General features: G+C 42.9%; 13 protein-coding genes. 7 read left to right on the plus strand and 6 right to left on the minus strand.

Annotated elements, in window-relative coordinates; genetic code table 11:
- Positions 1–22: 22 nt before the first annotated feature.
- Complete coding sequence (locus tag ACP26M_RS11265; RefSeq protein ID WP_426588889.1) at positions 23–985, plus strand: hypothetical protein; 963 nt, start codon at positions 23–25, stop codon at positions 983–985.
- 113 nt (positions 986–1,098) lie between these two features.
- Here ACP26M_RS11265 and ACP26M_RS11270 read toward each other — a convergent pair whose 3' ends face one another.
- From ACP26M_RS11270 to ACP26M_RS11285, 4 genes are all read right to left on the minus strand, one after another.
- Positions 1,099–1,920 (minus strand): class I SAM-dependent methyltransferase, encoded by an 822-nt coding sequence (locus ACP26M_RS11270; RefSeq protein WP_426588891.1) that lies wholly within the window; start codon positions 1,918–1,920, stop codon positions 1,099–1,101.
- Complete coding sequence (locus ACP26M_RS11275) at positions 1,917–3,380, minus strand: B12-binding domain-containing radical SAM protein (protein ID WP_426588893.1); 1,464 nt, start codon at positions 3,378–3,380, stop codon at positions 1,917–1,919. Before ACP26M_RS11275 ends, ACP26M_RS11270 begins: the two co-directional genes overlap by 4 nt.
- Before the next feature lie 93 nt (positions 3,381–3,473).
- A complete protein-coding gene (locus tag ACP26M_RS11280; RefSeq protein WP_426588895.1) occupies positions 3,474–4,526 on the minus strand; it encodes an SPASM domain-containing protein in 1,053 nt (350 codons plus the stop codon).
- A gap of 3 nt (positions 4,527–4,529) precedes the next feature.
- Positions 4,530–6,032, minus strand: a complete 1,503-nt coding sequence (locus tag ACP26M_RS11285) for a B12-binding domain-containing radical SAM protein (RefSeq protein ID WP_426588897.1) — start codon at positions 6,030–6,032, stop codon at positions 4,530–4,532.
- 312 nt (positions 6,033–6,344) lie between these two features.
- On the opposite strand from ACP26M_RS11285, the gene ACP26M_RS11290 reads away from it, so the two are divergent.
- The 3 genes from ACP26M_RS11290 to ACP26M_RS11300 all read left to right on the plus strand — a co-directional run bounded on the left by ACP26M_RS11290 (position 6,345) and on the right by ACP26M_RS11300 (position 9,487).
- The gene (locus ACP26M_RS11290; RefSeq protein ID WP_426588899.1) at positions 6,345–7,097 is read left to right on the plus strand and encodes a class I SAM-dependent methyltransferase; all 753 of its coding nucleotides are present in this window, start codon (positions 6,345–6,347) and stop codon (positions 7,095–7,097) included.
- On the plus strand, positions 7,084–8,241 hold the full coding sequence (locus tag ACP26M_RS11295) for an amidohydrolase family protein (protein WP_426588901.1): 1,158 nt from the start codon (positions 7,084–7,086) through the stop codon (positions 8,239–8,241). The genes ACP26M_RS11290 and ACP26M_RS11295 overlap by 14 nt, the downstream gene beginning before the upstream one ends.
- 145 nt (positions 8,242–8,386) lie before the next feature.
- Complete coding sequence (locus ACP26M_RS11300; protein ID WP_426588903.1) at positions 8,387–9,487, plus strand: glycosyltransferase family 4 protein; 1,101 nt, start codon at positions 8,387–8,389, stop codon at positions 9,485–9,487.
- A 33-nt stretch (positions 9,488–9,520) separates the two neighbouring features.
- Here ACP26M_RS11300 and ACP26M_RS11305 read toward each other — a convergent pair whose 3' ends face one another.
- Both ACP26M_RS11305 and ACP26M_RS11310 read right to left on the minus strand, forming a co-directional pair.
- Complete coding sequence (locus ACP26M_RS11305) at positions 9,521–10,579, minus strand: glycosyltransferase (protein ID WP_426588905.1); 1,059 nt, start codon at positions 10,577–10,579, stop codon at positions 9,521–9,523.
- Positions 10,572–12,161 (minus strand): ATP-binding cassette domain-containing protein, encoded by a 1,590-nt coding sequence (locus tag ACP26M_RS11310; protein ID WP_426588907.1) that lies wholly within the window; start codon positions 12,159–12,161, stop codon positions 10,572–10,574. Before ACP26M_RS11310 ends, ACP26M_RS11305 begins: the two co-directional genes overlap by 8 nt.
- 297 nt (positions 12,162–12,458) lie before the next feature.
- On the opposite strand from ACP26M_RS11310, the gene ACP26M_RS11315 reads away from it, so the two are divergent.
- From ACP26M_RS11315 to ACP26M_RS11325, 3 genes are all read left to right on the plus strand, one after another.
- Positions 12,459–13,850 carry a sensor histidine kinase gene (locus ACP26M_RS11315; protein ID WP_426588909.1) on the plus strand — a complete coding sequence of 464 codons (1,392 nt, stop codon included), beginning with the start codon at positions 12,459–12,461 and terminating at the stop codon, positions 13,848–13,850.
- 62 nt (positions 13,851–13,912) lie between these two features.
- The gene (locus ACP26M_RS11320) at positions 13,913–14,290 is read left to right on the plus strand and encodes a response regulator (protein ID WP_426588911.1); all 378 of its coding nucleotides are present in this window, start codon (positions 13,913–13,915) and stop codon (positions 14,288–14,290) included.
- Positions 14,290–15,333, plus strand: coding sequence for an adenylate/guanylate cyclase domain-containing protein (locus tag ACP26M_RS11325; RefSeq protein WP_175489916.1), 1,044 nt, complete (start codon positions 14,290–14,292; stop codon positions 15,331–15,333). Before ACP26M_RS11320 ends, ACP26M_RS11325 begins: the two co-directional genes overlap by 1 nt.
- Positions 15,334–15,505: the final 172 nt, after the last annotated feature.

Raw genomic sequence — 15,505 nt, forward strand, 5'->3', positions numbered from 1 at the left:
TCATCATTATATATACAAAGGCGTGAAAAGTACAGTCATCTTAGTTGAACAAAACAATAAACGATTGTTAAATACCAGGAATAATATTTTAGCTACCCTTGCCTACTTTGACATGTGGGACTACCCGTTAACCTACGGCGAGATATTCCTGTTTTTGGAAAACAAGTATGGCCGGCATGATTTTACTGAAGCGCTTGATCAACTTATCGTCAATAAACTGGTATTTCATTTCGACAGGTTTTATTCGCTCAAAAACGATTATATGATAGCGGTGAGGCGTAATAAAGGAAACAAAAAAGCTTCCGGGCTAATCAATAAAGCTAAAGAAGTAGGTGCCTTCCTGATCCGGTTTCCTTACGTTCGCGGTATTGGCATTTCAGGTTCTTTGTCTAAGAACTTCGCCGATGACAATTCGGACATTGATTTTTTTATCATTACCGAACGCAACAGGCTTTGGCTTGCACGTACGTTTATGCATATGTTCAAAAAACTTACCTTTTTGGTTGGTAAACATCACAACTACTGCATGAACTACTATATTGATGAGGCCCAACTGCAGATAGTTGAAAAGAACATTTATACAGCAATTGAAATAGCAACTATTATCCCATTAGAGGGTGACCTTACTTTTGAAAGCTTTTATAAATCTAATGCCTGGACCTCCGGTTTCTTGCCTAACAAATGTATGCGTCTCGCTACTGCTAAACCATTAAAAAAGCGGTGGTATAAAACATTTACAGAAAGCCTGTTCAATAATCCATTCGGCGATTGGCTGGATAATGTATTGATGAAAATCACTTCCGCGCGATGGAACAAGAAAACTGAAATGAAGAAATTGAATATGCGGGGTACGGTAATGAGCATGGCCGCAAGCAAACATTTTGCCAAGCCCTCTCCCGAAAACTTTCAAATTAAACTGATAGAAAAATACCGGATTAAAGTCTCCATACTGTTACAGCAATTTGAAGAACGGATGGCGCAGTAAAACTACTCCTTATCGTCATACCGAATTTATTCTGCCCTAAAATGCTAAGTCTAAAATTTACATGAGACAGCTGTTCTATAGTTTCCGCAAAAAGTTCGGGGCAACTTTTTCAATTACATTTTCCTCAGCGAAATAATATAATAATCGCCCACGTACTTAAACGGCCAGGTCGCCTTCAACCTGTTCTCCCAACGGGCAAGTGTTTTATAGGCACGCGGATGTTTTTCGGCAAAGCCTTCAATATATGATGGCGGTACGATGGTACACAAGCCCTCAATACCCAATACCTCAAAATCGGATTTTAAACGTTTTTTAATGTAGGATGGGTTGTAATAGAAGCAATCAAAATAAACTCCTTCAACATGCGCCTTGTGGCCATTACCGCTAAAAAACCGGCGAAAAGCAGTTTTAAATTTCCCTTTAAATACCAGCAAAGTTTCCCAAAGGCAGAATTTGGGAAGCACCACCAGGGTCACTGTGCCGCCGGGGTTTAGCAGCCCGGCAAATGAGCTCAATACGGTTTCCAGTTCGCCGGTACAATTGAGTCCTGCAAAGTTGGAAAAGATCAGATCATAAGGGCCTTTGTTGTTTAGCTGTTCAAGCTGCGTATATGAGCAAAGCTCATTGCTCACCGCATGCTGCATATCATACTTTACCACCTTTTCGCGGAGTTGCTGCTGCATCCCTTTTGAAATATCGGTAGCATGTACCTTAAATCCTTTTTGTGCAAAAAACAGTGCATCTTCACCGGTACCACTATTCAGTTCAAGGATGTTACTTCCGGGCTTCAGGTATTGCAGGATATGATCACGCACGCGTTTACGCTTGTACGCAATTATCGTGTCGCCTGAGTACAGCTCATCAAAAACTGCCGACTGGTTGCTAAATGCAGCCTCGGCAAATTGTTCGTTTATACGTGATGCGGTGCCGGTCATATCGCCTTTTCAAATTTTTTCAGCTTCAGCTTTTCAAGATAAGTAAGCGGCGCGTAATAAAACACCGATAATGCTTTCCTGATATTTTTTACCGAGCTCCCAAACGGATCTTTCAGCAATTTTTGGAAGCTGTTTTTAGCCAGGTGCTTGTGATAGTTGCGGTGTACGTATTTATGCAATTGCTTGTAGTAAAAAGGCGGATAAGTGTTTTTAAACATCAGCGCCATCTCATCGGAGTCCGTCCAGTTGGTTTTCTTTTTCAACTCGGTTTTAACGCGCTCGTAAAAACCGGTACCCGGCAGCGGATACGATACCGAAATACCAATCTCAAATGGCAGCAACCGGTTAATCATATCTATGGTAAGCGTAATATCATCTCGCGTTTCTTCGGGGTAGCCAAATTGGATAAAGAACGATGGCTTAATGCCATGCGCTTTCATGAGGTGCGTAGCCGTATGAATCTGATCGATAGTGATACCCTTATCCATGGCGTCCAGTACCTTCTGCGATCCGCTTTCGGCCCCTATCCACACGTTTTCACAACCGGCGGCGGCCAGGGCTGCTACTGCTTCTTCCTCTGCCAATAAATCGGCCCGCGACTGGATCTTGAAACGGATCTTAATTCCCTCCTGTGCCAGCAGTTTGGCGAATTCCTGTACCCAACCGGGTTTCAACCCAAAAATATCATCACAAAACCAGATATGATCCATCTGGTACCGCTCCTTAAGCATTTTAAGCTCATTAACAATATACTGCGGACTGTGAGAATTATACCGGTTGCCATAAATAGGCTTGGCACACCAGTTACACTTGAACGGACAGCCGCGGGTGGTTACTACATTAATTGAAAAATACCCTGCGTTCTTCATCCACATATCCCGGTAGGTATCCATGTTGACCAAATCCCAGGCGGGCATGGGCAAACTATCCAGTTCCTTCATTACCGCGCGGCCAGGTGTTTTAATGATTTCGCTGCCGTTCGTGTAAGCTAATCCTTTTATCTCAAAATGATCAGTATTACCACTTCGGATATGTTCAGTAAGTTCTGTCAGCGTTTGTTCGGCTTCACCCAATATCACAAAATCGGCTCCCTCGGCAAGATATGCTGCATACCGATCGGTTGAATCTGAGCTGGAAACGATAACTGTACAGCCACGTTCCTTAGCCAGTTTGCACATTTTAAATGCAGCCTCGCGCATATTGGTGAGGCACATTTTGGTTAGATAGTTGAACCCATCGTCATAAACCACAAAAAAATCGGGTTTATTTAACTCAATAGCGGCTATCACCTCATCAGGATTGCTCACAAACATGGTATCAAACAGACTTACCCGGTAACCCTGCTCCCGCATCAGCGCAGCAGCGTATATAGTACCCAGCGGCGCATAAGGTTGCCCTATGCCCCATTGCTTTGGGTCGAACCGTAAAAAGTAAGAATGTGTAAACAGTATATTGTTCATCGTGTTTTAGCCTGTTTCTAAATCCAGGAAAATTTCCTATATCCTCCCAGGGGAAGAAATTGCACATTCCCGCGCTTCATTGCTTTTTTATTATCAATCCAACCTCGCCAGCGGCGATAAATTAAGCGAGCATACACATTTAACACAGGTAGGGTCATTAGCCATATCCAGTGTTTTGCGAAAATTGATCGCCTCTTTGCTGTTCAAAATATCATTTAACGAATTATCCCTGATGTTACCTATCGCTTCATGAAAAAAGCACGGCCGTACCGCGCCGTCAGCCTCAATCACTGCCGACACCCATGGTGCATTACACTTTTTAAACGGGAATGCATTATGGCCATAAAAAGCAGCATAATAACCATAAATATCCCGGATCTTAGCAGGAGATTCGGCAATGAACCTGTTGGCAAAATCATCTTTGTTGGCAAGTACTTGGTTTGTTATCTCCTGAAAATCGGCAAGTTCGCTTTCGGTCGGCAGTATTTCGTGTTGCCGTGGCTCCGCCCATGCAGTTTGGCGGTTAAAGGCATGGCTGCTCACATCGGCAGGTAAAAAGCTCACCTGGTCAATGCCCATTTGCTTTGCAGCCTCAATAATGGCCGGCCAGTTCCTGAAATTTAAACGGTGAATTACGGTACGGGCTGTAATGCGATATTGGGGTTCGAGAGATTTGATGTACTCCACTCCCTCCTGCAATTTATTGAATGCCCCTGGAACATTTCGGATGGCATCATGTAAAAGTTCATCGCCATCTAAAGAAACAATCAAATCGTCAACCCATTTTAAAATATTGAACGCGTTTTTCCTGATAGACAAACCTGTCGACAGCAGCGTAACTTTGATCTTTTCAGCACGCAAAATCTCGCATAACCTGAAAAAATTGGTATTCAGCAACGCTTCCCCGCCCGACATCAATACCTGCTTTGTACCGAATTTTCGTAAAGCACTTAACAGATCGGTCACGTCGGCTTCGGTAAGCTGCTTCAGGTTTTTATTATCCTTCCAGATATCGCACATTACGCAACGGCAGTTGCAGGCACTGTGCGGCATCAAAATCACGATGGGCAACGCAGCGATGCGGTGCGTTTGCAATGTACGGAAACGCTGAAAGGTATGATATAACGATTGGCCTGTCATCTGCATAAATTAAAATCCCTGTATTTCGGGCTGTCTGTAACGCCAAACCTTTTGTAGCAACTTTATTTCATAAGGATAATGGTACATGCTCGCCTTATAGCGCATGGTAGCTACCAGTTTGATGGCCATACGTTTAATCATATTTAGCCTGATATCCGTTACCGTTGGATACACCCCGTTCAGCACCGTTTCAAAATTCCTGATCTTATCGATCATTTCCGGTGTAAGCCATGGCGTGAGCGGATTTTTACGAAGATCAAAGGCTTCCCATGCCGGGCTTATCCAGTCCTCCAGGGTTTCGGGAAAACGGAAGCCGCTTTTCATTACCTGCTTAAACAATTCTGACCCTTCCGTAGGCACAGGACTGTAGGTATAAATCACGATCTCGGTTTTAGGGTTAACAGCCTTTACCTTTTTTATAAAGTCTATTTCAAAATCAATTTGCGACTGAACCTGTTCCTGGGTTGGCGCCGGAGTGCCTAATACAAAAGAATATTCGGGTATGATGTCAAACTTTTTAAGACGTTCGGCAAACTCAATGATCTGGTCGCCTGTTTGCGTACCGCCCTTATCCATCTGTTCTAAAATGGCGTTGTTACCGCTTTCGGCCCCGAAAAAGATGATCTTACATCCTGATTCGCGGATTGCGGCAAGGGATGAATCTTTAAATTTCGACATAGTATCGATGCGGGCCATACCCCACCAGGTCATGTTTTCGGGTTTTATTAAACGGGCAAACTCAACCGCGCGCTTTTCTGATACAAAAAAGTTGTTATCATGAAACTCAATGGCATCTGCACCCCATTTATCTTTAATATATTTTACATCCTTGTAAACATTCTGAGCTGATTTTGCCTTCCACCTTGCCTCATATATCGGCACTACAGCACAAAAGGAGCAGGTGAAGGGGCAGCCGATGCTGGAGTGATAAGCCATCGTTTTTTCGCCCAGATAGGTTTTACCCAAAAACTTGGTAATGGGATAAAAAGTGTTCAGCTTATCATATGGCAAAGGCGGCAGATTATCCTGGTCTAAAAGGTCTTCCTTAGCGGTTTTGATGATCTTGCCATCCGTTGCTTTATAGATGAGGTTGCGGATAAACTCATAAGGTTCGTTTTTCTCCAGAGCATCAATCAAGGCGGGGAAAGCGTGATCACCAGGCCCGTTGATAATAAAATCGACATAACCGGAATATAAAACCGCGTTAGGCTGATTTGATGGAAAATACCCGCCCCAGATCATTTTGGTATTGGGATATCTCTGCTTTATAGTTTTTGCCGCAGCAATAGCCTGCTTTAACTGCGGACCGGGCATAACTGTAAACCCAAAGTATTTAAACTCGCCGTTACTTAAATAGCTATCTATCTTAACCATCGGGTCATGCTCGCAATTGCCGTCAACAATTACCCAGTCATATTTTCCATCAACTGAAGCCGCTATATTTAGTATCGAATTAGGTATGCGATACTTGTTATTTGCACTGCGCGGGTTAAATAATAATATCTTGTTCATCTGTTAGTATCAATACTTTGCTTTCAATCCCCCCGGCAATGGGTTTATCTTTTAGTTTAAGCAGCCTGTAAAGCACCCCTGCCATTACAAAGTCTGCCCACAAAAAAAACCCACTGCCATACCCAATCACAAATGAGGGGGATTGCCCATTCAACAATTAATCTGAGCTTCTACACTATCGCTTTCACAATAATAAATACGCCCTGGCTTTCACACAGGTTGCCTGCCTCTATAAATAAAATAGCTGGCAACCATTGTTATTTAACAGCCGTATTTGCTGATATAAGGTTTAATTAAATACCCCTCGGAACTGTGATCCAAACTGTAAAGAATTATATTAAGCAACGTTTTTTTCCGCCCAACATCCTGGAAAAAAACTCGGTTGATGCCTATAACATCTGGGCCGAAAACTATGATAAGCAGCCCGGCAACCTGATGCTTGACCTGGATGAGATCTTATTTCTGCGATTAGTGAACAGCACAAGCATCACCGGTAAAAACGTGGCCGATATTGGCTGCGGTACCGGCAGGCATTGGGAAAAATTATTTGCCTTAAATCCACAGGCCTTAACAGGCTTTGACACATCGGGCGGGATGCTGGCCCGTTTACAGCAAAAGTTTCCATCGGCAAATATTTACCGCATTACCGACGACCTGTTCGGTGACATGCCATCGGGGAGTTTTGACACCATAGTTTCAACCCTTACCGTTGCGCACATCAAAAATATTGAAACTGCCCTGCAGGCCTGGATGCGCATCCTGAAACCAACCGGCGACATCATCATTACCGATTTCCATCCGCAGACACTTGCAAACGGCGGCAAGCGGACATTTAAACATGGCAGCAGTTTTATAGCGGTCGAAAACTATGTGCACCCCGTAAATACCATTAAAGATCTGTTGCTGAACAGCGGCTTTAAGCTAATTGCCGAAGAAGAAATTAAAATAGATGAAACCATGAAGCATTATTATGCCAATAAAAACGCGCTTCATGTTTATGATAAGTATAAAGGCTTCCCCATTATTTACGGGTTGCACTTGAGGAGAACTGATGGTACTGAATAATGTGATGATACCGGGAAATGATGCCGTGGTGAGCATAAGTATAAGTGAGGGTAAAATAAAACAGGTTTCCCCTTCACATACTGATGACCGCGAACAGCTGACCTTTGTGGATGCCATTGCCTTTCCGGGCCTGATCAACTCGCATGACCATCTTGATTTCAATCTTTTTCCGCAGCTTGGCAATAAAACCTATGAAAGTTATACCGAATGGGGAAAACACATTCACCGCGTTTACGCTGATGAGATTGCATCTGTGCTAAAAATCCCTATTGCCCTGCGCGAGCGCTGGGGTGTTTATAAAAACCTGCTTTGCGGCATTACTACAGTAGTAAACCATGGCGAAAAAGCTACCATAAATGATCCTCTCATCACCATATTTGATAATTGCCAGAGTATCCATTCTGTCCGCTTTGAAAAAAGCTGGAAGAAACGGCTCAATAACCCGCTTAAAATAAATATACCGGCCGTTATCCATACAGGTGAGGGCACAAACGATACCGCCCATACCGAAATAGATGAACTAATTAAATGGAATATCCTTAAGCGTAAACTCATCGGGATTCATGGAATAGCTATGGATCCTCAACAAGCCAAACATTTCGAAGCCTTGGTTTGGTGTCCCGAATCAAACTACTTCCTGCTTAATAAAACAGCGGCCATTGATGAGCTGAGAAGCAAAACAACGATTTTATTTGGCACTGATAGTACGCTTACCGGGCATTGGGACATCTGGCATCACATTCGCCTTGCGCGTAAAACCCAAATGCTTAATGATGATGAATTGTACAGCTCTCTTACCTCATCCCCTGCCCAAACCTGGAAACTGAATGGTGGCAGCATTACCAGCGGATTTGATGCCGATATTGTAATAGCTAAAGCAAAAGGCAAAGTTGGTTTGCAGGCTTTTTATGATATAACACCCAATGATATTTTACTGGTGATGCATAAGGGCGTGATTTTGCTGTTCGATGAATCGCTTTATCACCAGCTTACGGATATCATTACACAAAATTACAGTAAGGTCTTTACCGGCAATCATTTCAAATACGTGATGGGCGATATACCCGGTTTGATAGCCGAAATAAAACGATACAAGCCGGATGCCGGTTTTCCTATGCCCTACTCAGCCCTGCCTGCCGCATGAATATCATCAAAAAAATATGGTCAAAATCGAAACTCAAAGCGATTTATTTAAGCGGTGGTGGATGCCACGTTTTGGGCTTGGATAAAGACCTTGATACCGCTAAATAAAAATAGCATTTGCTTTTGCCACCATTGATACTTTTTAAATGAGATACGTTTTAGCCAGTTATGTGTACACCAAAGAGTTTAACCAGCCACAGGCCTGGCTAAAGCGCATTAATATGTATACCGGCATATTAGAAGCCCTGGCCAGAAGCAACGAGGTGATCAGCATTGAACAAATCAATTACGAAGGTGAACTGACACAAAACGGGGTTAACTACCATTTCAGAAGATACCCAAAAGCGGCGCTCAAATATTTTCCGTGGGCTTTGCATTTGTATATTAAAAGCCTTAAACCCGATGTGGTAATAGTACATGGTTTGCATTTCCCCTTGCAAGTTATCCAGCTACGCCTTGTGCTTGGCCGCAAAGTAAAGATCATTGTGCAAAATCATGCTGAAAAACCTTTCACCGGTTTAAAAAAACTACTTCAGCGGGCAGCCGACAGGTTGGTTGACGCCAACTTGTTTGCATCGCATGATATGGGTATGGAATGGATTGCCGCCGGCAACCTCAAATCGCCTGGTAAAATACATGAGGTAATGGAAGTTTCTTCGGTTTTTTACCTTATAGACCGTCTGGAAGCCACCTCCCAAACGGGTGCAAAAGGCAACCCGGTGTTTTTATGGGTAGGCCGTTTAAACGAAAATAAAGATCCGTTAAATGTAGTGAGAGCCTTTTTGAAATTCGCCGAAAGTTCGCCCGGGGCAAAGCTCTTTATGATCTACCATACCGAAGAGTTACTGCCGAAGATCAACGACTTATTAAACTCATCACCAATTATAGAAGCTATTGAATTAATTGGTAAAGTTCCTCACGCCGATTTATTATACTGGTACAACAGTGCCGACTTCATTCTCTCTGGCTCACATTATGAAGGTAGCGGTACCGCTATTTGCGAGGCCATGTCATGCGGATGCGTGCCGTTGGTTACAGACATCCTTTCGTTCAGGATGATCACTAACAATGGGGAATGCGGCGTATTGTATGAACCGGGAAATGAAGCTGCATTGCTTGCTGCGCTCCTGCAAACTACACAAATGAATGTTGCAAAAAAGCGGAGATTATCCATTGAATATTACAAGCAAAACTTATCGTTTGAGGCTATTGCCGAGAGGGTTGAGGGGATAGTGCAAAGTCTTTAAGCACTGCTTGCCTTTAGCAGTCGCAAATCCAATCTACTGTTCAAACACCTCCATCATCTTCCTTACATTATCCCTGATCTCATAAACCAATACATTTTTCGTCCCCGAATCCGGTTTATCCAAAACCCAACGGATAGTTTGCCCGGCTTCTTCCATATCATTTACAATATACCAGTTGGTAATACTATTATCCATCGGTTTAACAAAACTCACTACTTCAGCTCCCGCATACAGGGCTTCAAGGCAAACAGCGCCGAAGCCTTCATATTCCGAAGGGTGAAATAACACTCTTGAGCGCTGCATCATTTTAAGCACTTCATGATGCGGCAGTTCGCCTGCAAGGGTTATGTTATTTTCAAGTTGCTTTGATTTGATCTGTTTTAATAATTTTTCCTTTTCCGGGCCATCGCCGCATATCACCGTTTTTATATCCGGGTAATATTGCTTCAGCATGGCAACAGCTTCAATAAACAGGTGAAACCGTTTCAAGGGAATAAGCGACCCTACCCCTGAAATATGAATGTCTTTTCCGGCAGATAAATCAGCAAATAATGAAGTATCTATTCCCACCGGGATAACATTCAGTGGTTTTACCTGGTAATTTTTGGTGAACTCACGTACAATAAAATCCGACAGCGCTATCAGCTCATCTCCTTTTGGCTTTATCCACTTAGCATATTTGTTCCCGCCTTTTGCATCCTGCCCCAGCATCCAGCAACGGTGCTTAATATTTTTTATCCGGGCAAAATAATGACCAACGAAGGCACATTCGCCAAGCCAAAAGCTTAACAAGCCCAATATTTGGTATTGCTTGTTTAAAAGCCCTAAAGCTCGCCATACTTTTAGCCAGGTATTCAGTCTGAGTAATTTACCACGGCTTCTTCCTCCAAAACTGATTACCCGTATACCATGCCAATCATACTCGGCCGCGAAAAAAGGATATTGAAAACTTAGCACAATGATATGCAATTCCGGATTTTCGGCTTTTAATGCCCGTACAAAAACCTGTTGAGGCGGTAAACAGGTAGTATCGGCTTCGCTTTCGGGGAAACCTGGGCTCAGGATGAGCAATGCTTTTTTACAGTTATCCATTGGGCGAGATCACTTTATTACAAATAGCCAGGCTGTCCTTGTTATGGGTGATCAGGATGATCATTTTTCCCTGCCGGGCCAGTTGCTGCAATTTGGTTAACAATTCATTTTCCGCATCCGCATCCATTTCCCTGAAAGGCTCATCTAAAATTAACAGATCATGATTATGATAAAGCGCCCGGGCCAGCATGATCCTTTGGCGCTGACCGCCGCTGATGTTTTTACCGTTTTCGGTAATGACTTTAGCAGTACCTTCGGGATACTCCGCAACCAGCTTATCTAAGCCGCAAAACTCCAGTACACTGGTCAACTTTTGCTCATCGGCGATTTTATCATCAAGTATGATGTTCTTTAGGATAGTATCATATATAAAAAACGGTTGTTGTTTAACCAGGGAGATGTTTTTACAATAAAGCCGGCGCATTGGCGCGGCAGCAATTTTATTGTTGATATAAATGCCCCCTTTGGCCGGCTCCAAAAAACCGGTTAACAGGTTAATGATGGTAGTTTTCCCCCTCCCAGAGTTCCCCGAAATGCCCACAATATCACCGGGAGCAATCTCAAAGTAAAGTTCATCCAAAACAGTTTTGTTCGGGTAACTGAAACTTACTTTTTCAAATTTCAATGACCAAATCTGTTCGCCAACAACTTCCTTAACCTGTAGTTTATTATTTTGTTCAACGATGAGGTCGGCCAGGATAAATTCATAGGTCTTCATTTGCCCGCTGCTGTTCAGGATCTTTACAATACCAGGGATGATCTTATATGCTGCCGCTACAAAAATGCCTATAGTAAGGATGCTAATCACGGTAGTATCGCCCATTAATTTATTTACAGCAATGAGAATAAAAAAACCCAGAACGGCAAATACCTCCATCAAACGCGATGGCAGGTTTTGCCAGGTTTGCTGCGACGCTATATTATGGTTAAGCTGCTGTTGATAGCTGAAAAAACGGCGGCTGAAGAAATCGTTTTTCTGATAGATATTGCTTTCTACATAGCCAGATAATGATTCATTTAAGTGCTGAAGCGTTTTTTCACTCACGGTTTTGATCTGCCCCCTGATAAATTTTAGCCTGGTTTTAATGAACCAACCCAAAGCCGCGACAGGCGGCAGCAGCAACACAAACAACAAAACAAACAAGGCCGGGTGATAGAACATAATAGCCCCAATAGTAAAAAGGATCAATACAGTTTGAGATATTATTTGCTGAAAATTGGTGAGGATGTAATGACTAAATTCAATCGGCTGCTGGCTGATTCGCCGGGTATGTACTGATGAATCGATGTGAATGAACTGATCAAAACCTGCATCAAGGTATTTTCGGATATTACGTTCGGATAACCTCGAAGCTACCTGGTAAAAAAAATGATGCTGCGCGTTTTGGGCAAAGAACCCGATGCAATTTTTTATCGCGAAAAGCACAAGGAAGATCCCGATAAGCCACAGCGATTTATTATCGACAAAACTGGCCGATAAAAAATTATAGTTAGTCCTTGTGCCTTGCTGTGTATAAAAATTAACCATTAGCAACAGCATTGCTAAAAAAGCAACATCCAAAAGGGCGACAATAATGTCCACAATGATTAACCTGGCAAGCCTCCGCTTTTCAGATTGACTAAGGATGAGCAGAATACTTTTTAAAACTTGCTTCAAGAGGATGATAAAACAATTAAAACCAGGTTCATCACTGGTTTCATTATTAACTACGTTTTATACAGCTTTAAGGTTGCTTTATAAATGCGGGATAAAACACCAAAGCAATTAAAATAGATTGTTTAATCTGTTACTCTTGATAAATTACAGGCATAGTTTAATAATCTCTATAAAATTGTTAAATTTCGGCTTCGCATTTATAAAAGAAGTAAAACAACCTTCATGAGTTTAGAACCTTTCCTTGCCGTATTTGTGATCACTCAATTCAGGAGGCACCTGAAGAATGACGGGCTGCTAACCAAGTGGAACAAATACCTTAACATAGGCTATTATATTGCTATAGCAATCTTCATATTCGGTGTAAGTTTTGATCATGGAGAAAGGCTGACCACGATAATATCACATCTGTTCTTTTTAGGGGTTGTCATATCACCCTATTATATCGAAGATTTGAAATCGGGCAAACAACTTGCCTTCGCATTGATCCCTTATGCAATTGCCGGCTTGATACAAGATGTATTAGAAAAATGGTTCCCTAATTTTTACGAAAACCACGATAACCTGATACAAAGCCTGGTAATGTTCTCGCTTATCTGGGCATTTTCGCTTTGGCTTATCAGTCGCAAACAAACCAAGGCCCTTGAAAATGAACGGAAACAACGTTTTGCCGAGCAGGAGCAGAACCGCATGATGGCAGCCATGAAGGTAAACCTTGAAAGCGAAGTTCGTGAGCGCACAGCCGAACTTACCCGCCAAACAGAAGAATTGCAACAGGCATTATCCGAACTTAAAAGCACTCAGGCACAGCTTATCCAATCGGAAAAAATGGCCTCACTGGGTGAACTCACAGCCGGTATTGCCCATGAAATTCAGAACCCGCTGAACTTTGTAAACAATTTTAGCGAAGTAAGTATCGAACTGCTTGAGGAGCTAAAGGACGAGGTACTTGATAAACTGCCCGACGACGTAAAGGAAGATGCCGGCGATATTATTAACGACATTACCCAAAACCTAAGTAAAATAAACCAGCACGGCAAGCGTGCTGATGCCATTGTCAAAGGGATGCTGCAGCATTCACGTGCTACAACGGGTAAAAAGGAGCCCACAGATATCAATGCGCTGGCAGATGAATACCTCCGCCTGAGCTATCATGGCCTGCGTGCCAAGGATAAATCATTTAATGCCGGCATGAAAACCGGCTTCGACCCCGACCTGGGTAAAATAGAAGCTATTCCGCAGGATTTGGGCCGCGTACTGCTTAACCTGTTTAACAATTCGTTTTACTCAGTAACCGAAAAGAAACGGGTTTTGGGAGAAGGATACGAACCAACCGTAACAGTTAATACCAAAAGGGTAAAATCGCCATCGGGTGTTAATATGGTGCAAATTACGGTGGAAGATAATGGTACGGGCATCCCTCAAAAGGTTCTGGATAAAATTTACCAGCCCTTTTTTACCACCAAGCCTACCGGGCAGGGCACCGGGCTCGGCCTTTCTATGAGTTATGATATTATTACCAAAGGGCATGGCGGCGAACTTAAGGTTGAAACGGCCGAAGGCGAATTTGCGCGGTTTGTAATTTGCATACCTGTTGGCAATATTGCTCAAAGTTAAACGCCCGTAATTTTTGCGTTTAACCAAAATAAAACCACACAAAAATTTAACTTTGAAGTACTATGAAAATACTTGTTGTTGACGACGAGGCCGATGTTCAACCCTTGTTTTTACAACGTTTCCGGAAAGAGATCAAAAGCGGCGGGATAGAGTTCAACTTCGCACTATCAGGTGAAGAGGCCCTTCATTTTTTGGAAGACCACCACTCACAGGTCATACTAATTTTATCTGATATCAATATGCCGGGTATGAGCGGACTTGAACTATTGCGCAACATCAGGCAGCATTACGAAAAACCACCGCCGGTAGTGATGATGATTACCGCTTACGGCGATGATGAAAACTATAAACAATCAATGGAACTTGGAGCCGACGACTTTTTAACCAAACCACTTGATTTTAATAATTTGAAAGACAAACTTAAACACTTAGAACAATAATGGCCAAGATACTGGTAGTAGATGACGAGCAGGACCTGGAATTACTGATCAGGCAAAAATTCAGGAAAAAGATACGGGAAGGCGTGTATGAATTTGTATTTGCCCAAAATGGTTTTGAAGCGTTAACTCAACTGGCCTCCCACCCCGATATTGATGTAGTTTTAAGCGACATCAATATGCCTGAAATGGATGGACTAACCCTGCTTACCAAACTGCCCGATGCTAATCCTATATTAAAAGCAGTGATGGTTTCTGCATATAGCGATATGGATAATATCCGCACGGCCATGAACCGCGGCGCATTTGATTTTGTTTGCAAGCCCGTAAACTTTGAAGATCTCGATATTACCATTGAGAAAACTTTACAACACGTTATCGAACTTAAGAAAACCATGCAGGCCATTAAGGAGAACAATATCCTGCGGATGTATGTGGATGAAAATGTACTTAACTTCATGACCCATAAGGAGTTTGAGAACAGCCTTTTGAGTAATGAAACTATCGAGGCAACTGTGCTATTTATTGATATCTGCGGCTTTACCGCCATAACCGAGCATGTTGCCGCCAATACGGTTGTAGGTATGATCAATAAGTACTTTGATGTAATGGTACAGGAGATCATTGCCCAAAACGGTCATATTGATAAGTTTATGGGTGATGCCGTAATGGCCGTTTTCCGCGGTGAATATCACCTTGACCGCGCTATTGACGCAGCCCTCGCTGTTCGCGATAAAATGCACGAGGCCGATGAAATCCAGGCGGGTGATAAAACTTTCAAGCCTTCTGTTTCTATCGGTATCAATTCGGGCGAGATGATCTCAGGCAATATTGGTTCGGCCACATTAAAGCGGCTCGATTATACAGTAATTGGCGATGCGGTTAACCTGGCCCAGCGCCTCCAAACCGTGGCACAAGCCAACCAGATCATTGTAAGCGCCGATGTTTATGAGCAGGCAAAAGGCTCTTTCGCCCTTACTAAAATTGGCGAAGTAAGTTTGAAGAATAAATTAAAGCCTGTTGAGATTTACGAGGTGATTGATTAATAAAAATAACTACCGCGGGTTTAGCATAGCGTAACCCGTGTAGCATCATTGAAGTTTCCAACTTCATCCATCCCATCACTTAAACTATAGATAACGAACACATGGCGAGAATCGGCCGTTGTTGGTGTTCTAATCTTTTGCGCTTAAGCCGGAAGCTTAAGTAATGCCCACT

This window comes from Mucilaginibacter sp. R-33 (assembly GCF_049949235.1).
Lineage (GTDB): Bacteria > Bacteroidota > Bacteroidia > Sphingobacteriales > Sphingobacteriaceae > Mucilaginibacter.